Origin of the sequence: Providencia alcalifaciens DSM 30120, from assembly GCF_000173415.1 — a bacterium.
Classification (GTDB): Bacteria; Pseudomonadota; Gammaproteobacteria; order Enterobacterales; family Enterobacteriaceae; genus Providencia; species Providencia alcalifaciens.
In genome coordinates this window covers 160,868-186,107 of record NZ_ABXW01000014.1, presented here as the reverse complement: position 1 = coordinate 186,107, position 25,240 = coordinate 160,868, and the positions used below count along the sequence as shown (strand labels likewise).

19 protein-coding genes are annotated in these 25,240 nt (G+C 41.3%); 9 read left to right on the top strand and 10 right to left on the bottom strand.

What is annotated here, in order from left to right; translation table 11 throughout:
- Positions 1-144 precede the first annotated feature (144 nt).
- Positions 145-711: an SOS-induced cell division inhibitor SulA gene (gene sulA, locus PROVALCAL_RS04065; protein ID WP_006657849.1), complete on the top strand. Its 567-nt coding sequence runs from the start codon at positions 145-147 to the stop codon at positions 709-711.
- Between the two features lie 354 nt (positions 712-1,065).
- Positions 1,066-2,139 (top strand): porin OmpA, encoded by a 1,074-nt coding sequence (ompA, locus tag PROVALCAL_RS04060; protein WP_006657848.1) that lies wholly within the window; start codon positions 1,066-1,068, stop codon positions 2,137-2,139.
- 168 nt (positions 2,140-2,307) lie between these two features.
- Here ompA and matP read toward each other — a convergent pair whose 3' ends face one another.
- A complete protein-coding gene (matP, locus tag PROVALCAL_RS04055) occupies positions 2,308-2,769 on the bottom strand; it encodes a macrodomain Ter protein MatP (protein WP_006657847.1) in 462 nt (153 codons plus the stop codon).
- 172 nt (positions 2,770-2,941) lie between these two features.
- On the opposite strand from matP, the gene PROVALCAL_RS19205 reads away from it, so the two are divergent.
- The 3 genes from PROVALCAL_RS19205 to fabA all read left to right on the top strand — a co-directional run bounded on the left by PROVALCAL_RS19205 (position 2,942) and on the right by fabA (position 5,667).
- Positions 2,942-3,118 (top strand): GhoT/OrtT family toxin, encoded by a 177-nt coding sequence (locus tag PROVALCAL_RS19205; RefSeq protein ID WP_006662138.1) that lies wholly within the window; start codon positions 2,942-2,944, stop codon positions 3,116-3,118.
- Positions 3,119-3,315: 197 nt separating this feature from the next.
- Positions 3,316-5,052, top strand: coding sequence for an AAA family ATPase (locus PROVALCAL_RS04050; protein WP_039861577.1), 1,737 nt, complete (start codon positions 3,316-3,318; stop codon positions 5,050-5,052).
- Positions 5,053-5,148: 96 nt separating this feature from the next.
- Positions 5,149-5,667 (top strand): bifunctional 3-hydroxydecanoyl-ACP dehydratase/trans-2-decenoyl-ACP isomerase, encoded by a 519-nt coding sequence (fabA, locus tag PROVALCAL_RS04045; protein ID WP_006657845.1) that lies wholly within the window; start codon positions 5,149-5,151, stop codon positions 5,665-5,667.
- A 125-nt stretch (positions 5,668-5,792) separates the two neighbouring features.
- Here fabA and rmf read toward each other — a convergent pair whose 3' ends face one another.
- From rmf to rlmKL, 6 genes are all read right to left on the bottom strand, one after another.
- A complete protein-coding gene (rmf, locus tag PROVALCAL_RS04040) occupies positions 5,793-5,963 on the bottom strand; it encodes a ribosome modulation factor (RefSeq protein ID WP_006657844.1) in 171 nt (56 codons plus the stop codon).
- A 311-nt stretch (positions 5,964-6,274) separates the two neighbouring features.
- Positions 6,275-6,829 carry a membrane integrity-associated transporter subunit PqiC gene (gene pqiC, locus PROVALCAL_RS04035; RefSeq protein ID WP_006657843.1) on the bottom strand — a complete coding sequence of 185 codons (555 nt, stop codon included), beginning with the start codon at positions 6,827-6,829 and terminating at the stop codon, positions 6,275-6,277.
- The gene (gene pqiB / locus PROVALCAL_RS04030; RefSeq protein ID WP_006657842.1) at positions 6,829-8,478 is read right to left on the bottom strand and encodes an intermembrane transport protein PqiB; all 1,650 of its coding nucleotides are present in this window, start codon (positions 8,476-8,478) and stop codon (positions 6,829-6,831) included. Before pqiB ends, pqiC begins: the two co-directional genes overlap by 1 nt.
- Positions 8,475-9,749, bottom strand: a complete 1,275-nt coding sequence (pqiA, locus tag PROVALCAL_RS04025) for a membrane integrity-associated transporter subunit PqiA (protein ID WP_036972618.1) — start codon at positions 9,747-9,749, stop codon at positions 8,475-8,477. The genes pqiB and pqiA overlap by 4 nt, the downstream gene beginning before the upstream one ends.
- A gap of 34 nt (positions 9,750-9,783) precedes the next feature.
- Positions 9,784-11,691, bottom strand: a complete 1,908-nt coding sequence (locus tag PROVALCAL_RS04020) for an ABC transporter ATP-binding protein (protein WP_006657840.1) — start codon at positions 11,689-11,691, stop codon at positions 9,784-9,786.
- A gap of 12 nt (positions 11,692-11,703) precedes the next feature.
- Positions 11,704-13,812, bottom strand: a complete 2,109-nt coding sequence (gene rlmKL, locus PROVALCAL_RS04015) for a bifunctional 23S rRNA (guanine(2069)-N(7))-methyltransferase RlmK/23S rRNA (guanine(2445)-N(2))-methyltransferase RlmL (RefSeq protein WP_006657839.1) — start codon at positions 13,810-13,812, stop codon at positions 11,704-11,706.
- Positions 13,813-13,910: 98 nt separating this feature from the next.
- Here rlmKL and PROVALCAL_RS04010 point away from each other — a divergent pair, with 98 nt between their 5' ends.
- Entirely contained in the window at positions 13,911-15,032 is a 1,122-nt protein-coding gene (locus tag PROVALCAL_RS04010) for a YcbX family protein (protein ID WP_039861576.1), read from the top strand.
- A 198-nt stretch (positions 15,033-15,230) separates the two neighbouring features.
- Here PROVALCAL_RS04010 and PROVALCAL_RS04005 read toward each other — a convergent pair whose 3' ends face one another.
- The 3 genes from PROVALCAL_RS04005 to pepN all read right to left on the bottom strand — a co-directional run bounded on the left by PROVALCAL_RS04005 (position 15,231) and on the right by pepN (position 19,988).
- The gene (locus PROVALCAL_RS04005) at positions 15,231-15,776 is read right to left on the bottom strand and encodes a cell division protein ZapC (RefSeq protein WP_006657837.1); all 546 of its coding nucleotides are present in this window, start codon (positions 15,774-15,776) and stop codon (positions 15,231-15,233) included.
- Positions 15,777-16,076: 300 nt separating this feature from the next.
- Positions 16,077-17,087, bottom strand: coding sequence for a quinone-dependent dihydroorotate dehydrogenase (pyrD, locus tag PROVALCAL_RS04000; protein WP_006657836.1), 1,011 nt, complete (start codon positions 17,085-17,087; stop codon positions 16,077-16,079).
- A gap of 282 nt (positions 17,088-17,369) precedes the next feature.
- Complete coding sequence (gene pepN, locus PROVALCAL_RS03995) at positions 17,370-19,988, bottom strand: aminopeptidase N (protein WP_006657835.1); 2,619 nt, start codon at positions 19,986-19,988, stop codon at positions 17,370-17,372.
- Between the two features lie 455 nt (positions 19,989-20,443).
- Between pepN and pncB the strand changes: the two genes are divergently transcribed.
- From pncB to PROVALCAL_RS03975, 3 genes are all read left to right on the top strand, one after another.
- The gene (gene pncB, locus PROVALCAL_RS03990; RefSeq protein ID WP_006657834.1) at positions 20,444-21,658 is read left to right on the top strand and encodes a nicotinate phosphoribosyltransferase; all 1,215 of its coding nucleotides are present in this window, start codon (positions 20,444-20,446) and stop codon (positions 21,656-21,658) included.
- A 235-nt stretch (positions 21,659-21,893) separates the two neighbouring features.
- Positions 21,894-23,294, top strand: coding sequence for an asparagine--tRNA ligase (asnS, locus tag PROVALCAL_RS03985; RefSeq protein ID WP_006657833.1), 1,401 nt, complete (start codon positions 21,894-21,896; stop codon positions 23,292-23,294).
- Positions 23,295-23,864: 570 nt separating this feature from the next.
- Positions 23,865-24,983: a porin gene (locus PROVALCAL_RS03975; RefSeq protein ID WP_279370804.1), complete on the top strand. Its 1,119-nt coding sequence runs from the start codon at positions 23,865-23,867 to the stop codon at positions 24,981-24,983.
- Positions 24,984-25,240 lie beyond the last annotated feature (257 nt).

Here is a 25,240-nt window from a genome sequence, read left to right as displayed (position 1 = left end):
ATCGATTTTAAAGTTTCAGTTAAAAATGCCAAGTAGAACTCACATAAAAACCGAAAAGTTGCGAAGCGCTTTGTAAAAATAGCCTTGATATTGTATAAATATACAGTTACTGTATGCCTATACAGCATTGTAGCGAGGTGAATTATGAGCATCTATTCTTGGAACAACACAGCAGAACATTCTCTTAATCGTTTTACTAATGATAACTTCACACGTGATCACCTTACAGATAGTAACGTGACTAGTGCTAGTTCAACGATGAATAGTGTAAATGGCGCTATGCAACAAGGTATGGTGAGTGAGCTAGTTTATAATGAACAGCACCCAGTCATGGATTACATATTGCTACCAATGCTACGCCAGTTTGGTATTCAATCACGCTGGTTATTATGGTTGAGTCCTGAGAAAAAACTGAGTAAACATTGGGTGGAACAAGCGGGACTTCCTGCAAATAAAATTATGCAACTCAACCAAGTTGACTCAATTACAACTATTGATGCAATGGAAAAAGCATTGAGAAGCGGTAATTACAGTGTCGTATTAGGATGGTTACCAGAAATAAGTGAGCAAGATTTTATTCTTTTACAAAATGCCGCTGAAGTAGGTCATTCTATGGGATTCATTATGAGACCAGAAAAAACATATAATACAATTCAGATGACCACTAGACATCAAAACCTTTTAAAGATTCACTCCAATAAGATTCATTGATCAATAATAAGATTTTTCTTACTAAATTTTAAGTTGAGTAATATCGTTATTAAATAAAACACTAAAATACATTAAAAACAATAGGATAGATTAATTAGCGATAAAATGTACAATATATTTATCTCTCTGATTTCAGGGATAAAAAAAGACTTTTTTTAACCTTTATTGCTTACCATACTTGTATCTTTTGGAGTTCGTTGTAGACTTTAGCCTGTTAAGCGTATGACATTATTTTTTTACTTTTCGTAAATTTTTGTGGATAATGTCAGCTGAACCTAGCAAGTAAATTGAACCAATGGCAAATAATAAGGCTCACGAAGCCAAGCCAATATTGGATGATAACGAGGCGTAAAAATGAAAAAGACAGCTATCGCGGTAGCAGTGGCAGTAGCAGCATTCGCAACTGTTGCACAAGCAGCTCCAAAAGATAACACTTGGTATACTGGTGGTAAATTAGGTTGGTCTCACTACGAGCACGCTAAATTTACTTTTGAAGATGCTGCAGGAGATGAAACTTCTGTTGGTACCGGTAAAAAAACTCGTGACCAATTAGGTGCGGGTCTGTACGCAGGTTACCAATACAACCAGTACATGGGCTTCGAAATGGGCTATGACTGGTTTGGTAAAATGAAGTACAAAGGTGACAACGCAGGTAGCGTTTCTTCTATGGGCGTTTCTCTGACTACCAAACTGAGCTATCCAGTAATGGAAGACTTAGACGTTTATACTCGTCTGGGTGGTATGGTTTACCGTACAGAAGCTAAAGTTAACGGCGTTGGTAAAGAAACTGACACTGGCGTTTCTCCAGTTTACGCACTGGGTCTTGAGTATGCTATCACTCCAGAATTAGCTACTCGTTTAGACTACCAGTGGGTTAGCCGCATGGGTGACAAAGACAACATCGGTGTTAGCCCAGACAACGGCATGCTGAGCGTTGGTCTTGCATACCGTTTCGGTCAAGAAGCAGCTCCAGTTGTTGCTCCAGCAGTAGTTGCTGAGCCAGCAGCTCCAGTTGTTGAAAACAAACGCTTCACTCTGCGTTCAGACGTTCTGTTTAACTTCAACAAAGCGACTCTGAAACCAGAAGGTCAGCAAGCTCTGAACGAACTGTACAACGAACTGAGCAACATCGACCCAACTCAAGGTCGCGTGCTGGTAGTTGGTTTCACAGACCGTATCGGTTCACAAAACTACAACCTGCCACTGTCACAAAAACGTGCTCAGTCAGTAGTAGATTACTTAGTTGCTAAAGGCGTTCCTGCAAGCGCAATCGCTGCAGAAGGTCGTGGTAAAGAAGATCCAGTAACTGGTAACAAATGTGACGCAGTTAAAGGCCGTGCAGCTCTGATCGAGTGTTTAGCGCCAGACCGTCGTGTTGAAATCGAAATCCAAGGTACAACTGAAGTTGTAACTCAACCAGGCGCTTAATTTATAGCCCTAGTTTAAATTTCGAAATGAATATAAAAAACCCCAATTTATTGGGGTTTTTTTTATCGTCTAAATGAGGAAGTCATGAAAAATTCAATTTGTAGATAGATATCCTATTCTAAGCTAGCCTATTCTATATTCGATCAACGACACACATCGATAAGATCACTATTCTTTCTCTGACTTACCTAAGATCGCTTGAAGATCATGCTTCAATAAGCTCATCTGATTTTCATACTTATCTTTATGCTCTGCATCTTCAATTAACTGGATAATCGTTTCTGACAACGTTTTATTTCGATTAACGGCTAAATTTGATAACCGTTGCCAAACCGAATAATTTAAATCAATGGATTTCTTTCGAGTATGTGGATGCTCAGCATTAAAATGACGTTTACGGCGAGCACGAATACTCTGCTTCATTCGGTTATCTAATTGCGGAGACATATGGTCAGCAATCCATTTCAATACATCAACAGGTGTATTTTCTAGCTTTAGCAGCAACTCAATGGCTTCTTGTTCCGCACTTCTCTCTATATAGCGGGTAATCGGCTCCCCACTTCTCGCTTTATTGACCAGATATTCCCATTTCCAGCCACATTCAAGATTTTCAAGCTGCTGATATTTCATATTTTTTCCCGAAGAAAATCGTACCTATCATTATATTAGCAATATTATAAGAAAAATGCTCAAGCTGGATTCCATTTAATCGATTATCCCTTGATTAACACAAAGAAAATAACAGTAAATAAAAAAATAGTGTACAATTCGCATCCACACGTTAACAAACCACTAAAATCGCATGTCCACTTTTGAACACATACTTCTTATCTATGGGATTGGAGGAGTATGTTCAGCGTTATTCGCCCTGCTAGTAACCAAAGATCCTAGTTTTTGTATGAGACTCTTGAGCGCACTCTTAATTGGCTTAACATGGCCGCTGAGTTTACCTGTTGCTCTCATGTTTTCTTTATTCTAAATCGATATTTCGACAAATATTGCTGCAAGATTAGCGCTCAGAGGCTAATATAACAATCTTGAGTCAAAAATAGCTTAAGGTAATGAATTAGCCTGAAATTGTATATAAAACAGACAGCACAGAAATAAACTCAGGCACATGCGTCCTGCTTATTGGCAGGCATTTATTGATAACCATACTAATAGCAGATAATTATAGTGATCAGTCAAGAATTAACATGGCAAGGCCTAACTCCTAACTTATCGTCTTTTCAGACAAAATTTGTCTCTTCAGCGACGTTGACCCCATCAACACTGTCTGATATTCAACCAAGATTATTCGATGGGATGCAGCATTTCATTCGCGAATATGCTCAAACACGGTTTATGTTCATTAAATCTGACGAAAGTGAAGAGTATCTAAAACTATTTACTGATTCGATCACGCCATTATTGAATGAAACTCAATTTATTAATGGGGATTATCAGCTATCTGAAGATAAACAACGATATCAATGGAAAACTGACTCAACGGGACGTTTTTCAACACAAGAGAACATTGCCTACCGTCACTGGATTGAGCCAGAACAACTGTTCGGTTATGTCACTCCAAACCAAAATTTGGTACCGGGTTTGCTGCACCAAATTAATGGTGGCGTATTAATCATTTCAGCAACCGCACTGGTGACTCAGCCATTAATGTGGACTCGCTTAAAAAATATGGTTACCCGTCGCCAATTAGAATGGCTACCACACAGTGAAAATCAAACTCTACCCATAGAAATTGAGCCTCATCCTCTTGAGCTCAAAGTCATCGTCGTTGGTGATAGACTGATACTAGAAGAGTTTGAATTTGCCGCACCTGAGCTATTTGATTGCGCAATATACGCAGAGTATGAGCCGCTGATGTTCTTTGAGGATGAAGAACAATTAAGCTTATGGATGAATTTCATTAAGTTTATTATCAATAGCAATCAACTTCCTGAAATTGCTGTGGACGGCTGGTCCGAATTTATTTTACAAGCCACTCGTTGTTGCGAAGATAAGTATAACTTACCTCTCGATATTAATTGGTTAACACGTCAATTAACCAATGCAGCTAATTACGCCAACGAAGGTCATTTAACCGCAGAGTCATTTTCCCAAGCAGAAGAAAACCGTGTATGGCGTCATGCCTTCCTTGTAGAACGTAACCAAGATGACATTTTGCAAGAACAAGTTTTAATCAAAACGGAAGGTGAAGTTGTAGGTCAAATTAATGGACTCTCTGTTTTACAATACCCTGGTTATCCAGATGCTATTGGTGAACCGTCCAGAATTACTTGTGTAGCACATCTTGGCGATGGGGAATTTACGGATGTCGAGCGTAAAGCAGAGCTAGGTGGCAATATCCATGCAAAAGGCATGATGATCATGCAAGCCTACCTAAACTATGAATTAAAATTAGAGCAACCTCAGCCATTTTCTGCTTCTATTGTATTTGAGCAGTCATATGGCGAAGTTGATGGCGATAGTGCATCCTTGGCAGAGCTTTGCGCCTTGATTAGCGCATTGTCATTACAGCCTATCGATCAGCAAATTGCCGTCACGGGCGCCGTTGACCAATTTGGCTATGTGCAACCTATTGGCGGTGTTAACCAAAAGATTGAAGGATTTTTTGATATCTGTGATAAGCGAGAATTAACAGGTAATCAAGGTGTCATTATCCCAATGTCTAATGTGCGTCATCTGTGCTTAAAAGATGAAGTCGTCCAAGCGGTTAAAGAAGAAAAATTCCACATTTGGCCTGTCGAACACGTTGCTCAAGCCATTAGTCTTTTGACCAAGCAACCCTACTTTGAACAGCAAGTGGAAGGTGAAAATGTACACCTGTTAGCTTTAATTCAAGAACGCATAAATCAAGCCAATTCACCAGATAAGTCAAGATTACCTTGGTTTTTGAAGTGGATGAGCTAAGTAAAGATTGCGTAAATATTAGCTGATCGGAGTTGTTCAGCGTACAAGTGTAAGCTATTCTGTAAACCTATACATAATAAAGGCAATCTGAAGATCATGGTTGATAAACGCGAATCCTATACGAAAGAAGATTTAGAGGCTTCTGGAAGAGGCGAATTATTTGGGGAAAATGGTCCTCCACTACCATCAGGTAATATGTTGATGATGGATCGAATCATCAAAATGACCGAAGATGGCGGTACATTCAATAAAGGCTACGTTGAAGCTGAGCTGGATATCAATCCAGACTTATGGTTCTTTGGTTGTCACTTTACGAATGACCCAGTTATGCCGGGTTGTTTAGGTCTTGATGCCATGTGGCAACTGGTTGGTTTTTACCTTGGCTGGTTAGGCGGTGAAGGCAAAGGTCGTGCTTTAGGTGTTGGTGAAGTGAAATTTACTGGACAAGTACTACCGACAGCAAAAAAAGTCACTTACCGTATCAATTTTAAACGAGTGATCAACCGTAAATTGATTATGGGATTAGCTGATGGTGAAGTGCTGGTAGATGGCAAACTCATTTATGCCGCTACAGACCTAAAAGTCGGCTTATTTAAGGATACAAGCGCGTTCTAATCAAACCTTGCCCTTAAACGCAAACCTCCGCAAATGCGGAGGTTTATAATTTTTAAGGAATTGTATTAAATTATGCGTGAAATAAATTTTCGCAAATTAATCTAATTATCCTCGTGAATGACCCATTAAACGGCAACTGCCGCCCTGTCCTCCATCGCTTGACGCCAACCACCTAGCCAATGCGAACGGGCATCTACTGCCTGATAAGGACATAACTCTTTGGAACGCCCGGTTAAACCTGCTTGATAACCTCTTGATAACGCTCTTTCTAAACGGTCTCTCTTCTGTCTTTTCATGCCTTACTTCCCTCATCATTTAAATGGAAAAGAAAACAGCATCTATTTTTGTTAATAGATACACTATACAAATAGCGCCCACCCATAAGAAATGCAAGTAAAGAATTTCATATTATTGTCATAATTATGATAAATGTGACCTACATTTAGAGATAATCACAAGCTACTGATATTCAAACAATTAAAAATCAAATTGTTATTTATCAATGGAATACGAGATTCAATGTCGGTTATTTTTATTTGTAAAGTAACAAAAAAATGCACTACGTTTTACTGTAGTGCATTCATTTCACGGTAAAATAGTATTCAAATTATGGCTTATTGATCTCTTGAGCTATATCCACTGCCACTTTCTGCCAACCATTCGCCAGTGTTCTGACTAATTCAGGATAACCATCTTCTTGCTGCTCTAATTGAATGTCAAAGTTACGGCGAATGACGTTGTCACCTCGCATCAGCGTCCAAAAACCCTGAACTAAGACTTTTCCATCATAACGACCATTGAACGCTGTCAACGTAATATCTAGCGTCTCAGGTGAGCTTTGCAATGGCTGTAATGAGATAAACCTATCAGGCAACGTTGAAGAGAGCTCACGCACCATCGATTGCCCTAATTGCTGTTCTAGCGGACTTGCCCATAAATGCGCGCTGGCATTTGAGTAAGCCACATCTGATGTTTGATAAGTGATCCCATTCGATGTCAGTACATCTGCCAACGTAATGCGTTGGAGCCAGACCTGACCTTTACCCATCACTGTTGCTGATTGCACTTCTGGCGCTTTCATCGGTAATTGATAGTACACTTTATCTGGGCTACTGCTACAAGCCGCCAGTAGAAAAACACCTATTGCTAATAGATATTTCATTATTTTTTCACTCCTTTAGGCACTACGTCCTTAGTCGGCTCAGCTTCAAACACTAATGCATTGCTCTTATTATTCAGCGTACGCAATAGCGGTTGGACTTCACGAAGTACCTGATCTAAACGCTGCATATCATCAACCATCTTGTTATAGGCTGGGGAGCCCGGCTGGAAACCCTGCATTGTTTTGTTAATCTCTTTCAGTGATTTTTGCATATCTGTCGGCAGGCTTTGGAATTCTTTACTCGACATCAGCTTATTCAGTTGCGTGAACATCACATTCGCTTCTTGAACCAATTTTTGACCTTCAGCTAAGGTCTGAGTGGTTTGTTTCAACATAGGCTCAATTGGCATATTGTTGATTTTATCAAGTACCGCAATCACTTTTTGTTGGATCTGCGCTAAGCCACCACTGTGCGTTGGAATAATTTTATAACCTGCAATCACATAAGGACCTTTATATTCAGGCACATCCGGAATAAAGTCGAGGTCAATATATAAAGCCCCCGTTAATAAATTACCGGATTTTAATGAAGCTCTTAGCCCATTTTTCATCGCCAGATTCAATTCATTTTTCAGGTTAAAGTCTTTACCGACATCTTTAGAAAAACGCTCTGGTTCGATATGGATCAGCACTGGAATACGGAAATTATTATCCAAAGACTGGTCTAGTCCCGCTGTATAAAATGGCACCTGCGCCACAGTCCCTAAACGAATCCCACGGAATTCTACTGGGGCTCCAGGCTGTAATCCACGGACAGAGTCTGAGAAAAACAGTACAAAGTCTTGGTATGTGGTATATAACGAGTCCTGGATACTTGATTGAGTATCAAATAGTTTGAACTGTGCATTCTCTTTCACAGCTTCCCCAGGAACCCACCCTTCTGGCACATCAAAACTCACACCGCCAGTCAACAATGTCGCGACTGAGCCCATTGATACATGTACCCCTTGGGAAGACATATCAAACGCAATACCGCTGTCTTTCCAGAAACGCACATTACTGCTGACTAGCTTGTCATAAGGTGCATTGATAAACAGTTGGTAACGCATATCACGTTGGTCCATATCGAAATTACTCGTTTCGACAGATCCGACGCGATACCCGCGGAATAAAACGGGATCCCCTGCATTAAGCTGTCCCGCTTTATCACTGGTTAAAATAATTCGCTTACCTTTAGCATCAGGGGACGCCAAAGGTGGCGTATCTAATAGTGTAAATTCGAAATGCTCTTTTGCCGCTAGACCAGGTTGCAGTTCGATATAAGCCCCTGACAGCAGAGTGCCTAACCCAGTCACACCATCACGACCAATGGTTGGCTTAACAATCCAAAAGGCAGAATCTGAGCGTAGTAAATCTTCCATATCTGGGTTTAAACGCGCTTTGATGATCACTCGACTAAAATTAGAATCCAAAGTGACGCTTTCAACGACCCCAATATCTACACTACGACTTTTAATTTTAGTTTTACCCGCTTCAACCCCTTCAGCGCTGTAAGTGATTAACGTCACTTCTGGGCCTTGATGACTAAAATGGTAAAACATGATCCAAGCACCGATGAGTAAAGTTACAATCGGGATCACCCAAACCGGTGACCAGCTTTTTAACTTACTCACTTTAGCGTTGGCCTGTGGTGTTTCTTGCTCTGTCACCCTGCGGCTCCTTCTTGTTCAACAGCCTTAACTGCATCTCTCTTGTTACAACGATCCCATGTTAAACGAGGATCAAATGTCATTGCGGCAAACATCGTTAAAATCACTACCACGCCAAAGAAAATAACTCCCTGTGCGGGGACGATGTTCATTAATTGCCCCATTTGAACCAATGCAGTCAAAATGGTAATCACAAACACGTCAATCATTGACCAGCGGCCAACGTACTCCACCAGCTCATAAATAAAATGCATTCTATGTGGATCACGGTTTCCAAAACCTTGAGAGTCAAGACATAGCCATGCTATGCCAATCATTTTCAGAGTAGGAACCATAATACTGGCAATAAAAATAATCATAGCAACGGGGAACGAACCATCTTCCCAAAGAAGAATGACACCATCCATGATCGTAGACGGTAGCCCACTACCTAACGCATTAGTGGTCATCACTGGCAAAACGTTTGCAGGAATATAAAGCATAATTGATGTTAACAGTAACGCTAGCGTCCACTGTAAACTCTGCTTTTTACGTACACTGCCATAAGAGTGGCAACGTGGGCATTCATGTTGTTCTGCTGGCAAAATCGCCGTACAAACTAAACACAAGCGTACATTTTGGCTAATTCCTGTTTGCCCAACAATCAAAGGCTTATTTATCTTAGGAGCGTCTTCAATTTTGTTCCATAACCAATGACGATCCAAACATTGGAATGCACGCACTTGCATCATACAGAACGCACAATAAGGAAGAAAACTCATCCCAATGCCAATTTCACCATACGCAATCAATTTCACGAAACTCACTAGCACTCCAGCGAGAAAAATTTCCGCCATACACCACGATTTCATCTGAAAAAGAATTCGAGTAATCAGTATTTTAATTGATTTATGAAGGTGAACCCGCAGCCCAAGTAGGATGATTGTTACCATACAAAATGCAGGAATGATCAGAGAAAAGAGGAGAAAAAACAGCGCTAAGCCGCTGTAACGCGTCCCCATAATAATCTCGATGATTTGAAACATGGAGATTTCATTTTCAATGCCTGCCGCACTCATTTTTACAAATGGGAAAAGACAGGCAATAGTCAGCATAATCAATGCACTAAATGCATATGCTGCGGGTTGCCTGTAAGGATAACGCCATTTGGATATGAGTGTTGTTTCACAACGCGGACATGTGGCTTTACTACCTTGTTCCAATTCAGGAACAGCAACCATCATGTCGCACTGTGGACAGAGCACATGTTCATGGGGCTCATGAGAACACAAAGTGTTTTCTCTCCTTTTGATTTAAACCGTCATATCAACCGTTTTTCAACAGCTCTAGCTCCTGCCAACGATCAAACGCTTGTTCTAACTCTTGTTCTTTAGCGGCAAGTGCAGTTAGTGTGCTTTCAGTCACATCATGTGGCTGATTAAAGAAATCTGCATCGCCAATTTTTGCTTGAAGAACTTCAATTTCCCCTTCAAGTTGCTCTAATTTTGCTGGTAATTGCTCTAACTCACGTAATAAATTATAGCTAAGTTTATTCACACGTTTAGGGGCTTCTTTTGGTTTAGCCTCTTTTTCTGGCGCAGCTACTTTACTGGTTTGCTCCGATTTCAGACGTACCGTTTGTGCTCTTTGCTGCTGAGCATCTTTATAGCCACCTACAAAGCGGTTAATTTCGCCATTACCTTCGAAAATCCAGCACTCTGTTACGCTGTTATCCACGAATTCTCTATCATGGCTAACTAATAAAACGGTACCTTGATACCCATCCACCAGCTCTTCCAGTAACTCCAATGTTTCAACATCAAGGTCGTTGGTTGGTTCATCAAGGATCAGCAAGTTACTTGGCTTTAAGAATAAACGTGCTAATAATAAGCGGTTACGCTCACCACCGGATAACGCTCTTACAGGCGTCATCGCACGTTTTGGCGGGAACATAAAGTCTTGCAGGTAACCTAATACATGACGAGGTTTACCATTAACCATGACCTCTTGCTTACCTTCCGCAAGGTTATCCATCACGGTTTTATCTGGGTCAAGTGCTGCACGGTGCTGGTCAAAATAGGCAACTTCAAGTTTAGTCCCACAGTGAACGCGTCCACTATCTGCTTGCAAATCACCCAGCATTAAACGTAACAGTGTGGTTTTACCACAACCGTTAGGTCCCACCAATGCAATTTTATCGCCACGCATCACTTGCGCAGAAAAATCCTTCACTAAAACTTTATTATCAACTTGATAATTAACGTTTTCTAACTCAAATACAATTTTACCGGAACGCGCAGCTTCGCCCACTTGCATACGAGCAGTGCCCATCACTTCACGACGCTCTGAACGTTCCACGCGCAATGCTTTCAGCGCGCGAACACGCCCTTCGTTACGAGTACGGCGCGCTTTGATCCCTTGGCGGATCCACGCTTCTTCCTGCGCTAATTTGCGATCGAATTCCGCGTTTTGCATCTCTTCAACACGTAGCGCTTCTTCTTTATTGATTAGATAATCATCATAATTACCTGGCCAAGAAGCGAGCTGACCACGGTCTAAATCGATAATACGGGTTGCCATATTACGAATGAAAGAACGGTCATGGGAAATAAAGACAATGCTGCCTTGGAAATCTTTCAAAAAGGTTTCTAACCACAAAATAGTTTCAATATCCAAGTGGTTTGTCGGCTCATCTAAAAACAGTACGCGCGGGTTACTTACTAGTGCGCGCCCTAATGCTGCTTTACGTAACCAACCACCGGATAGTGAAGATAACTCTGCATCAGCTGGTAATCCCAGTTTTTTCAGAACATCATTAATGCGCGAGTCTAGTAACCAGAGGTTTAAGTTATCCAGAACCTCTTGTAACTCCGCGAGTTTATTTAAATTTTTCTCGCTTGGGTCAGACTCCACCAGCTTAGCAACATGGTGATAATCTTTTAAATATTGCGCTTGTTCGGCTACGCCTTCAGCCACAAAGTCAAAAATTGTGCCCTCTACGTTACGCGGAGGATCTTGCTGTAAGCGTGCAACAATTAAATCTTGTTCATAAGTGAGTGAGCCATCATCAAGCGGTTGCTCTTTCGTCAATACACGCATCAGGGTCGATTTTCCTGCCCCGTTTCGTCCAACAAGGCAGACGCGTTCATTGTCTTCGATATGAATTTCAGTGTTGTCTAACAGCGGCGCATCACTAAACGCGAGATATGCGCCCGATAAATTAATTAAAGCCATTAATTCTATTCCTTACTCTGCGTGGCTAATCAACCAGCAGTTGTGAATTTGACGGTTACGTGCGAAATCTTCTGACAGTGTCTTAGCAGTAATTTCTTGTGCTTTTAAGCCAAGCTCAGTCAGTGCTTCAAGATCCATTTTGAATCCACGCTTATTGTTCGAGAACATCACTGTTCCACCACGACGCAGCATGCGTTTCAGATGTGTAATCAGCTGCACATGGTCACGTTGAACATCAAATGTCCCATCCATACGTTTTGAGTTTGAGAACGTCGGTGGGTCGATGAAAATTAAGTCAAATTGCTCATCGGCATTAGCTAACCAGTTTAAGCAATCTGCTTGCATTAAGCGGTGTTGACGACCGGTAAGTTGGTTTGCTTGTAAGTTTTTCTCTGCCCATTCTAAATAGGTACGAGACATGTCAACAGACGTGGTGCTCTTAGCGCCACCCAGACCCGCATGAACAGTCGCAGTGCCGGTATAACAAAATAGATTTAAGAAATCCTTACCACGGCTCATTTCACCTAACATGCGGCGGGCAATACGGTGGTCGAGGAATAACCCTGTATCTAGGTAGTCAGTTAAATTCACTAACAATTTAGCGTTATATTCCTGCACTAAGAAGAAATCATCTTTTTGCGCTAATTTTTCGTACTGCTGTTTACCTTTTTGACGCTGACGGGTTTTCAATACTAATTGATTTGAGGTCAACCCAAGAACGTTCATCGTCGCGGTGATCACATCAAATAAGCGCTGACGCGCTTTGCGCTCATCAACAGTTTTTGGTGGTGCATATTCTTGGACGACAACTTTCTCACCGTAGATATCCACTGCCACATTGTATTCCGGTAAATCTGCATCATACAAACGGTAGCAATCCACGCCCTGCTGTTTCGCCCATTTTGCCAGTTTTTTCTGATTCTTACGCAAGCGGTTAGCAAAATCAGGAGAAATCTCAGCCACCGTTTCTGACGGAGTTTCTGCTAATTGGTAGTTTTTCTGTACACAGTCCAATGGGCCATTTTTGGCTTTAAATTCACGTTCAGAACGTAATTGTAAGCAGCTTAATAATTCAGGAGATGCGCTGAAAATAGATAAACGCCAACCAGGGAAACGTGCTTTAACCACCCGCCCGAATTGGCTATGTAATGCGATTAATGCTGGCTCACTTTCCAAACGTTCGCCGTATGGCGGGTTGCTAATAATAGTGCCCTTGATATCGGTTTTGACTGGGTTTTCCAATGCAGCGGCATCACCATGATTAAAGGTGATCAAATCTTGTAACCCTGCTCGACGGGCATTCGCTCGCGCCATATCCAGCACACGTTTATCGATATCAAAACCATAAAAACGTGAAGTCGTGTCTTTTAAACCTTGACGAAAACGAACTTGCGCTTCAGTGACCACTTCACGCCATAATTCAGGATTGTGCTTCAACCATGCATTAAATCCCCAATGCTGACGGTATAAACCTGGCGCTCTATCTGCAGCAATCATTGCCGCTTCAATTAATAATGTACCCGAACCACACATTGGGTCGACCATTGGGGTATTTTTCTGCCAACCGGAACGACTAATAATAGCGGCGGCTAACGTCTCTTTTAATGGGGCTTGTCCGGCTAAATCACGATAGCCACGAATATGCAGTGAATCGCCACTCAAGTCGAGTGCAACACTCGCGCGTTCTTTGTTCAGATAAACGTTAATGCGAATATCGGCTTCTTGGCGAGCCACATCAGGGCGTTGGTCCAACTTACGCACAAAGCTGTCAACGATGGCATCTTTTACTTTTAATGCACCGTATTGGCTATTACGGATTTCTTCGTTGGTTCCCGTGAAATGCACTACAAATGTATCATTCACATCGAAGATTTCAGACCAATCAATCGCTTGAACACCCAGATATAAATCAAGATCACTATAGACATCAAAATCATTCAGCGGTAATAAAATACGAGATGCCAGTCGACTCCATAGCAGACTTTGATACATCACACGGTCATCAGCCTGAAAATAGACGCCCCCTTGTGCCACTTTGCACTGGCTAGCGCCTAGCGCTTCCAATTCAGTTTTCAGTAGTTCTTCCAGGCCTCGAGCTGTGCTGGCAAACAGAAAATTCATAGTATTTATTACCGATTTCGATGAAAAATTGTTGCGCATTATAGCTAATCTCATGCACTTGTCATAAAGTTGCTGCACAACAATTATAGGATTAAAAAATGATTACGCTTTCGCGCCTGTATACACACCCAGTCAAGTCAATGAGGGGCATTCGTCTATCTCATGGTTACGCTGATATCAGCGGATTGACGTTTGATCGTAACTTTATGGTCACCACATTAGAAGGTAAGTTTATCACTGCGCGTAAATATCCGCAGATGTTATTATTTACCCCGGCTATGCTCAATAATGGGCTTTATCTCAAAGCACCTAATGGTGAAAGCGCCACCGTATTGTATCAGGACTTTAATGAGAAACAGAGTCCTACAGAAGTTTGGGGCAATCATTTTCATGCACTTATTGCACCCGATGAGATAAATAGTTGGTTAAGCAGCTTTTTTGACGAGCCTGTCCAATTGAGATGGTTAAGTCCTGAATTATCTCGCCGAGTCAAAAAACACCATGATGTTCCTTTATCTTTCGCGGATGGCTACCCATTTTTATTAATTAATGAAGCTTCTGTACAAGAGCTACAACGTCGCTGCCCCGCTAGCGTGAAACTTGAACAATTTCGCGGTAATTTGATCATCACTGGCGCCAAACCATTCGAAGAAGACAGTTGGAAGCGCATTCAAATTGGCGATGTCATTTTTACATTAGATAAACCCTGTAGCCGTTGCATTTTGACCACCGTCAGTCCAGAAAAAGGGATTAAACATCCTCATGCAGAGCCACTTGCTACGCTGCAAACCTTTCGAATGGATGACTCTGGCGATGTCGATTTTGGGCAAAATGCCTTGATTGAAAATACAGGAATTATCCGTGTTGGTGACACACTTACAATTTTAGACACTAAGTCACCAAAACAGTATCCATTACGTGATAGAGAAACGCCGGTAGCTCCTACTACTAAGCCAGCCCTAAAAGCAGTAAGTTTAGTGTTTGAAGAGACTGAATATGCAGGAAATACTGAGCATGTGATTCTTGAACAACTTGAATCTCATGGGCTTTCTATCCCTTATTCATGCCGTGCGGGCATTTGTGGTCGTTGCCAAATATCGCTCATTGAAGGAGAGGTAATACCGTTGAAGCAAAGCGCTATTAAAGAAAACGGGGATATTTTAGCGTGTAGCTGTATTCCAAAAACGGCACTTAAACTTGCCTTCAAGCAAGCCAACTAAATAAAAGCAAAACCTCAACTAAGAAAATAATTTTTTAGTTGAGGCTCTTAATTAAAGATAAATTCTTCTCATATTATTCAGCCATATTTATCGTATGAATTTTATCATGCGTACTTTTCTCATTTTATTTATTCAGTATGAAAAGGTTTATTTCGCATAAAAAACAATCAAAATACGAATATGATCATAACCGATCAATTAGATGACATTTCCATATAATAAACGCTTAGTCCGAGATTGATAATGCATCATGCGATCATTCATGATCTTAATTGGATCGCAAAATCTCAAAGTACGATCCGGTAATTCTAATGATGGCTCCGCTAATAAACATAAGCTTGCCGATTCACCTGCTTCCGCAATAATAAAGGTTGAATAAATATGACTATTCTCTAAGCACACTTGAATTAGCTGACCACGAACTGGCGTACTCATAAAATGGAAACTCGAGAAATACCAGCTTTTCGGCATTTGTGGTTTTAAAAAGCGGTAAGCAACTAAGCTGTTTAAGACTAACTCAGCCCTTTCTTCATAGCTAATATTTAATCTCTTCGCTTGTTCATCAAATAAATAAAATTCTGCGGCATCCTCAATACTAAAAGGCATTTCGTTATATGCAGAAACAGTCAACATTTTAGCTGGAAAACAAGACCGAAATATCATGCCGTTGGCGAGATCTAACATCACTCTGTCATGGTCACGATCAAAAAACCAACGCCAATGATCATCAGGTTTAATATTCATAAACGATCCTTTAGCGATGTCATAAGCAAATAAGCTTTGTTTGGATCCTTAATAAGGATCCCTTTAAACATATCTCAATTATACCCTAAAGCTTAAAAGATAAAGATACACGACAGACTGATCAATATGAGTAAACTTCAATGTCGACTTTTTAATAGCGAATTAATCAGATAAATGAAAACTATATGACGCACAACTACACGTATAACTTGTCATTTAATGGGTATAATTTATGTTCAAACTTAATATAGGATAAAAGGGGGAATAAATAAACCCCCTTGTATAATTAATCACCATTTTTTAGATGTGATTAACAATATCCTTTATTAATTTTGGTCCGTGGTAAATAAAACCAGAATAAATTTGTACTAATGATGCCCCTGCTTCCATTTTTTCTCTAGCCGCAGTTAATGAATCAATTCCACCCACACCAATAATTGGTAATTTCCCATTTAATTCACGAGAAATAAGTTTAATCACTTGGGTACTTTTTAATTGTACTGGACGACCACTTAATCCACCCGCTTCATTACAATGATTCAAACCTTGGACTAAAGAACGATCTAATGTGGTGTTTGTCGCAATAACACCATCAATATTATGTCTTACTAAACTATCGGCGACTTGCACAATCTCTTCTTCTGTTAAATCCGGTGCAATTTTAACGGCAACTGGAACATATTTTTGATGGATTGCCTGCAATGCCAATTGTTTTTCTTTAATACCACTTAATAAATCATCCAGCGCTTCCCCATATTGTAATGTTCGTAAACCTGGGGTGTTAGGAGATGAAATATTGATAGCGATATACCCTGCGTGGGCATACACCTTGTCCATGCAAATTAAATAATCGTCTTTACCTTGTTCAACTGGGGTATCTTTATTCTTACCGATATTGATGCCGATAACCCCACCGTATGTTGATTTTTTGACATTCTCAACGAGGTTATCAACGCCTTTGTTGTTGAAACCCATGCGGTTAATGATCCCTTCCGCTTCAACAACTCTGAATAATCTTGGCTTGTCATTACCCTCTTGAGGGCGCGGCGTAACGGTACCAATTTCAACAAACCCAAATCCCATTGCACCAAACGCATCAATGCACTCGCCATTCTTATCGAGTCCGGCGGCTAAGCCCAATGGATTTTTAAAGGAGAGTCCCATACAGGTCACGGGTTTGGTTGCAATAGACTGACGGAGAAGGAATTGAAGCGGAGAGTGGTTTAAACGCTGAAGCTGACGAAACGTTAATTCATGGGCCTTTTCAGGGTCGAGCTGAAACAGTGCCTTTCGGGCAAGGTGATATAACATAGCTATTAACCTACTTTCTGTCTAAGTACGATTGAATACGCATTCTCTACACGACACACTCAAACTCAGCGCGTGCAAAAATACCCCCAAACCTGTTTTACCAATAGGGTTTGTGAGTATAGAAGTGAGATCGGCTTGATAAAACGGCACATATGCTACCCTAACAAGGGGGTAATAATCCATGAAAATATCACTAAAAGTGCTAATTGTTTTGATCTTCTACCATAAAAAAGCCCTTAGACTCGAAAATCTAAGGGCTTACATCACAGTCGATTCAATATATTAGTTTTCGAGAGCTTTCGTTATCTTCTCGAAAAGATCGCCAGAAAGATTTTCTAACCCTTTCAGTTTTTCCAGAACCTCACGCATTAATCCTTGGCGCTTCGCATCATAGCGCTTAAAGCGGATTAATGGTTCGATCAGCCGCGATGCGACTTGCGGATTACGGGTATTCAGATCCACCAGAATTTCATACAAGAATTGATAACCGCTGCTATCTTCTGCATGGAAATTCACTGGGTTACCCGCTGTAAATGAACCCACTAATGCACGCACACGGTTCGGGTTAGTCATGCTAAATGAGCGATGATTTAATAATTCACGGACTTTTGCCAGTGTGTTTTTAGCTGGATTGGTACCTTGCAGCGTAAACCATTTGTCCATCACCAAGCCATCATGGTGCCAACGATCGTCAAAATCTGCCATAAGCGTTGCATGACATGGCAAGCCCGCTTCGTTTGCAGCGGTTAATGCCGCGAGTGAATCCGTCATATTATCCGCACTGCGGTATTGCGCTTCTACCAGCTTATTCGCCAAATCACGGTCGTCCGCTGCCGCTAAATATTGCAAGCAAGTATTACGCAGTGAACGCAGCGCGATATCGCCATGGTCCACACGATATTCATCAATATGAATAGAACGATACACCGTTAAGAATTCATCATGCATTTCATTCGCTAGCGTTGAGTGGATAAAATCAATCGCGTTATGGATTGCCACAGGATCAATAACGGTAAATAACTCTGCAATTTCATTTTCTGAAGGCAGCGTTAAAATTAATGCCGCTAATGCTGGATCAATATTCTCGCTGAGCAATACAGCGCGAAATGCATCCACAACATGCACAGGCAGAACCAGCGCTTCCCCTTTATGCAGTTTTTCTACATTAATTTTGGCGTAGTTATTAATCAGTTGCTGCGCCGCATCCCAGCGAGAAAATTCATTGCTCGCATGCTGCATTAAAAATGCTAATTGTGCATCCGTGTATGGATAATCCAATTTTACCGGCGCAGAAAACTCACGTAATAAAGAAGGCACTGGACGAGAAGTCACATTATCAAACACAAAGCTTTGTGATTCTTGCGTAATATTCAAGACTGAATTTACTAAGCTACCATCGCGCTTAAGCGGGATCACCGCACCATCTTCCCCATAAAGCTCAATATCCAGTGGAATATGCAATGGATGTTTTTCTGCTTGGTCGGCCGTTGGTGGCGTCATTTGGCTAACGTGTAGCGTATATTGTTGCTTCTCTTGAGAATATTCATCGCGCACAGTCAGAACTGGCGTTCCTGATTGACTATACCAGCGACGGAACAGGGATAAATCCACATTCGATGCGTCTTCCATTGCCTGCACGAAATCATCACACGTTGCTGCGCTGCCATCATGGCGATGAACATACAACTGGATCCCTGCTTGGAACATCTCTTCTCCAAGCAAAGTGTGGATCATGCGGATGACTTCAGATCCTTTTTCATACACTGTCAGCGTATAAAAGTTGTTCATTTCGATCACTTTTTCAGGGCGGATCGGGTGAGCCATCGGGCTTGCATCTTCCGCAAACTGCGCCGCACGCATCACTTTGACATTATTGATACGGTTAACTGAACGTGAGCCTAAATCAGAGCTAAATTCCTGATCACGGAAAACCGTCAGCCCTTCTTTCAAACTTAATTGGAACCAATCACGGCAAGTAATACGGTTACCCGTCCAGTTATGGAAATATTCGTGACCAATCACAGATTCAATATTCAGGTAATCTTTATCGGTGGCGGTTTCGCTTTTTGCTAAAACGTACTTCGAGTTAAATACGTTCAGACCTTTATTTTCCATTGCGCCCATGTTGAAGAAATCAACGGCAACAATCATGTAAATATCAAGGTCATACTCTAAACCAAAACGTTCTTCATCCCATTTCATCGCATTTTGCAGGGATTTCATTGCCCAAGGCGCGCGGTCTAAGTTGCCTTTGTCCACAAACAATTCTAATGCCACTTTACGACCAGTACGTGTCACAAACTCATCGCGTAAAACATCAAAATCCCCTGCGACCAATGCAAATAAGTAACTTGGTTTCGGGAATGGGTCTTCCCATTTTACCCAATGGCGACCATCATCCAGTTCACCTTCCGCGATACGGTTACCGTTAGAAAGTAAATAAGGATAGCGGGATTTGTCTGCTGTAATTTTGGTGGTGTAACGCGCTAAAACATCAGGGCGATCTTGGTAATAAGTAATGTGGCGGAAACCTTCAGCCTCGCACTGAGTACACAAAGCTTCACCAGAAACATATAAGCCTTCTAATGCACTATTTTTTTCAGGGCTAATTTCATTAACAATACTTAGCGTAAACGTTTCTGGTAACGATTCAATCACCAGTTTACCGGACTCTTCTTTATAATTTGTCCACGCTTTTCCATCCACTTCAAGGCTAATGAGTTTAAGATCTTCACCAAATAATTCTAAGGTGGAAGATTGTGGATTAAGGCGTTTTACCTTGCTAATGGCGGTCACTGTGGTTTTGGCGGGATCAAGGTCAAAATCAAGAGATATTTCTGTAATCGTATAATCAGGTGCTTGATAATCTTGACGATATTTCGCTTGTCTTAACTGAGTCATAGGTAACCTTTTTCTTCGTTATATCCGTGTCATAGTCTCTTGTTACTACATACAATACTATAAGATGAACTAATGTGAATCGACTTAAGAAACATTTTCATCACAAATTACGATGTTTTTCTGTTATTACCTATCAAATCTATGTATCTAGTATCCAACTTTGTTGGCGAACGGTTTGCCTGTTGGTGCTATAGATCTATCAAATCTAAATTTACATGTTAGTATCATTCGGTGATTATTGTTTTGGGTATGTTACCGAACAGTAAATGAAGATCTGTTGATAAAAAAATCACGTTGAGCACATTTAACTCAACCGTTAATTAGGTGAATTAAAGTTGAATTATCGCCCAACAACATACAGATAGAATAAAACTTCTATCTTTTGTTAAAGCGGGTATACTTTTTCAACTTTAACGATTTAGCTATTAGTCAGCTCCGCGAGGAACTCTGCGCGCATGAATTTAGACGTAACACCGATTATTACATCACTGCTGGATACCGATGCTTATAAGCTCCACATGCAGCAAGCCGTTTTTCACCGCTACAACCAAGTTCCCGTTGTCGCTGAATTTCGTTGCCGTAGCAGTGATATTTTAGGTGCCTATGCCAATGAGATTGAACAACAGATCCAACTGATGGCACAGCTTTCTCTTTCTGATGATGAGCATCAGTACTTGCGTACTCTGCCTTTTTTCACCGAAGATTACCTCTCGTGGCTAAAAACATTTCGCTTTAATCCACAGCAAGTCGCCGTAAGTACCGCTGAAGATGGTCAACTAGCGATACGTATTAGCGGTCCATGGCGTGAAGTGATTATGTGGGAAGTACCGCTACTCGCCCTTGTTAGCGAAATTGTCCAGCGCGATAGACACCCGAACATCACACCTCATGATGCGGTAACCCAACTGCGTAAATTGCTGGAATTGTTTTACCGGGAAGCTAACGAACGCCAATTGAATCTATCCGGATTTAAACTGATGGATTTCGGAACACGCCGCCGCTTTTCCTATGATGTGCAAGCCGCTATCGTGGGCATGCTCAAGCAAGAGTTTCCTTATTTAGTGGGTACCAGTAACTATAAATTAGCTCGTGAATTAGGCTTAATGCCTGTCGGCACACAAGCCCATGAATGGTTCCAAGCCCATCAACAAATTAGTCCTGAGCTAGCGAATAGCCAGCGTGAAGCCTTGCAAAGTTGGCTAGATGAATACCCTAATCATTTAGGGATCGCTTTGACGGATTGCATCACCATGGATGCGTTTTTACGTGACTTTGACCGCGAGTTTGCGAACCGCTATCAAGGTCTGCGTCATGATTCCGGTGACCCTATTGAATGGGGAGAGAAAGCCATTGCCCATTATCAGAAATTGGGCATTGACCCGCTCAGTAAAACGCTGGTGTTCTCTGATAATTTAGACTTACAAAAAGCCTTAGAGCTGTATCATTATTTCCATAAACGCGTGAATTTAGTGTTCGGTATTGGTACAAGACTGACGTGCAATATTCCAAATGTTGTGCCGATGAATATCGTGATTAAGCTGGTGGAATGTAATGGTAAACCTGTCGCTAAATTATCTGATAGCCCAGGAAAAACGATTTGTGAAGATGATGAATTTGTTAATCAGCTGCGCAAAGCCTTTGACCTTCCTAAAATGGAAAAAGCCTGCTAAAACCAAATTAATAACCCGATAGCGATTTTTTACTTGTTTCCTGCCAAATGGCAAGTAACATAGCAGATTACCCCTGAAATATGGGATTTCGGAAAAGATGTCGGGTTAATGGTTTTTCATATGACGGTTTTTCTTCTTATATCGCGTTTCTTTGTAAACCCATAAGCAGCAAATCCCAAACAACACAAACTCGTCATCTCATATCGTTAATATTATTTAAAAGAGAGTAATTTTTATGATCGTTGCGCCTGTAGTCGATGTACTGCAAGGCCGTGTGGCGGTGGGCTCAGAAGTCACCGTTCAAGGCTGGGTACGTACAAGGAGAGATTCAAAAGCTGGTTTTTCTTTCCTCGCCGTTTATGACGGTTCATGCTTTAACCCATTACAGGCTATCATCAATAATAATTTATCTAATTATAATGACGAAGTCCTGCATTTAACCACTGGCTGCTCTGTGGAAGTCACTGGTGTCGTGACCGAATCTCAAGGTCAAGGTCAATCTTTTGAATTGCAAGCAACGGCAATCAAAGTCGTTGGTTGGGTTGAAGATCCTGACACTTACCCAATGGCAGCAAAACGCCACAGTGTTGAGTTTTTACGTGAAGCTGCGCATTTGCGTCCACGCACTAACTTAATCGGTGCTGTTGCACGTGTTCGCCATACTTTAGCCCAAGCCCTGCATCGCTTCTTCGATGAACAAGGTTTCTTCTGGGTATCTACCCCGCTGATCACCGCATCCGATACCGAAGGTGCGGGTGAAATGTTCCGTGTTTCCACACTGGACTACAACAACCTGCCGCGTAATGACAAAGGTGAGGTTGACTTCAGCGAAGATTTCTTTGGTCGCGAAGCGTTCTTAACAGTTTCTGGTCAGCTAAACGGTGAAGCTTATGCGACAGCATTAAGCAAAATCTACACCTTTGGTCCAACTTTCCGTGCAGAAAACTCTAACACTAGCCGCCACTTGGCTGAATTCTGGATGTTAGAGCCTGAAGTGGCATTTGCTAACTTAGATGACATCGCGGGTCTTGCAGAAAAAATGCTGAAATACGCATTCAAAGCGGCATTGACTGAGCGTCGTGATGACCTTGAATTCTTTGCAGAGCGCGTAGACAAAGACGTGATTAACCGTCTGGAACGTTTTGTGAATTCTGATTTTGCGCAAGTCGACTATACCGATGCAATCAAAATTCTCGAAACCTGTGGTCAGAAATTCGAAAACCCAGTTTACTGGGGTGTCGATATGTCTTCTGAACATGAACGTTACTTAGCTGAGCAACACTTTAAAGCACCTGTTGTTGTGAAAAACTACCCGAAAGATATTAAAGCTTTCTATATGCGCCTTAACGAAGACGGTAAAACCGTTGCCGCAATGGATGTATTAGCGCCGGGTATTGGTGAAATCATCGGTGGTTCTCAGCGTGAAGAACGTCTAGATAGACTGGATGCACGTTTAGAAGAAATGGGCATGAATAAAGAAGATTACTGGTGGTACCGTGATCTGCGCCGTTATGGCACTGTGCCGCATTCAGGTTTCGGTCTTGGTTTTGAACGCCTGATTGCTTATGTAACCGGTGTCAGTAACGTACGTGAAGTCATTCCGTTCCCACGTACGCCAAGAAACGCAGCATTCTAATATCAAACGCCCGTTATCAGGCTTTATATGATTATCAATATCGGGTCACTCTGCTGACCCGATATTTTATCTCAGTACAAATGATTTTCACCTCAATGATAGCCGTCTGCAATTGAGCGGCTGATTTGAGACCAGTGTCACAATTTTTCTTTTATTGCCCTATTTTTTGCTTTTTTATTAACGATTCTTATTCCGACTAAGAATAATCTGCTTTAGGTACTCTACCATTCTTATTTGTTTGTGCATTTTTCCCTCATCAATGAATGACATCGTTCGAAAAAAGTTCAATTTGTCTTTCAAAAAAGTTCCCTCTTTTTTGTAAAATTTTTTCAACTGGTAGGATGAGTGGTTATTTTTTGCTCTATTTTTTACATTTTGAAACACCTTGTTACCATTTGTTTCAGAATCTTCGTTTTTGTAGCATTTTGGGGGTAGATAAATTTATCTACCAATGGAACACTGGACGCCGACTAAAGACGACACTAATCTCTCATAAATAGTTCCAATTAATTTTGCGAATTGTTTTTGGCAGTGGCAGGTGTCCGAATAACACCAATGAGGGTAATAATAATGATGAAACGCAATATTCTTGCAATGGTTATCCCAGCTCTGTTAGCTGCTGGTGCAGCAAACGCAGCTGAAGTCTACAACAAAGACGGCAACAAATTAGACGTTTACGGTAAAGTAGACGTACGTCATTACTTCGCTAACTCAGAAAGCGGCGAAGATGGCGACGATTCACGCGTTCGTTTAGGTGTTAAAGGTGATACTCAAATCACTGATCAACTGACTGGTTTTGGTCGTTTCGAGTGGGAAACTAAGACTAACAAAACCGAAAACAACAACGATAACAAAAACCGTTTAGCTTACGCGGGTCTGAAATTCAAAGATTTCGGTTCTGTAGACTATGGTCGTAACTACGGTGTTATCTATGACACGAACGCATGGACCGACGTATTCCCACTTTGGGGTGGCGATACAATGGCTCAAACTGACACGTTCATGACTTCACGTAACCGTAACCTGTTAACTTACCGTAACAACAACATGTTCGGTTATGTTGATGGTCTGAGCTTTGCTCTGCAATATCAAGGCAAAAACACTGATTCTAACAAATCAGGTGCTTCTGCACAGGACGAACACGGTGACTGGTCTAACGGTTACAAAGACAACGGTGACGGCTACGGTTTCTCTACCGCTTACGATTTAGGTTGGGGCGTGACTCTGGGTGGTGGTTACTCTAACTCTGCTCGTACTGAAGCTCAAAAATACGAAGGTTCTACTGCTCACGGTGACCGTGCTCAAGCATGGAACGTTGGTGGTAAATTCGACGCTAACAATGTTTACTTAGCAGCTATGTACGGTGAAACTCTGAACACCACTCACTTCGGTTCAGCTCACGAAATCGCTAACAAAACTCAAAACGTTGAATTAGTGGCTCAGTACCTGTTTGACTTCGGTCTGAAACCATCTTTAGGTTATAACCAATCTAAAGGTAAAGACATCGAAGGTTACGGTAACGAAGATCTGGTTAAATACATCTCTGTAGGTTCTTACTACTACTTCAACAAAAACATGTCTGCAGTTGTTGATTACAAAATCAACCTGCTGAAAGACAATGACTTTACTGAAGCTAAAAGCATCATGACTGACAACGTAGTTGGTCTGGGCTTAGTTTACCAATTCTAATTATCCGTTAACGAATAATCTGAAAGCAGTAAATCATGTTTTTGCAAGGCAGCGCTTCGGCGCTGCTTTTTTTATTCTCAGAACTTCGTTCCCTATTCCTATCCCCATCGCTAAGTTCCTTCTCGGGTTTTCCTTTCAAGTTAGTCGCCCTCTTGGGCAATATCTTAACTATCGAATACGCTAAAAATTCAATTAATTAGATAAAGTCACTGGTTTATACTCAATTTTTGGTCAAATTTGATGTAATGGCTATCTAG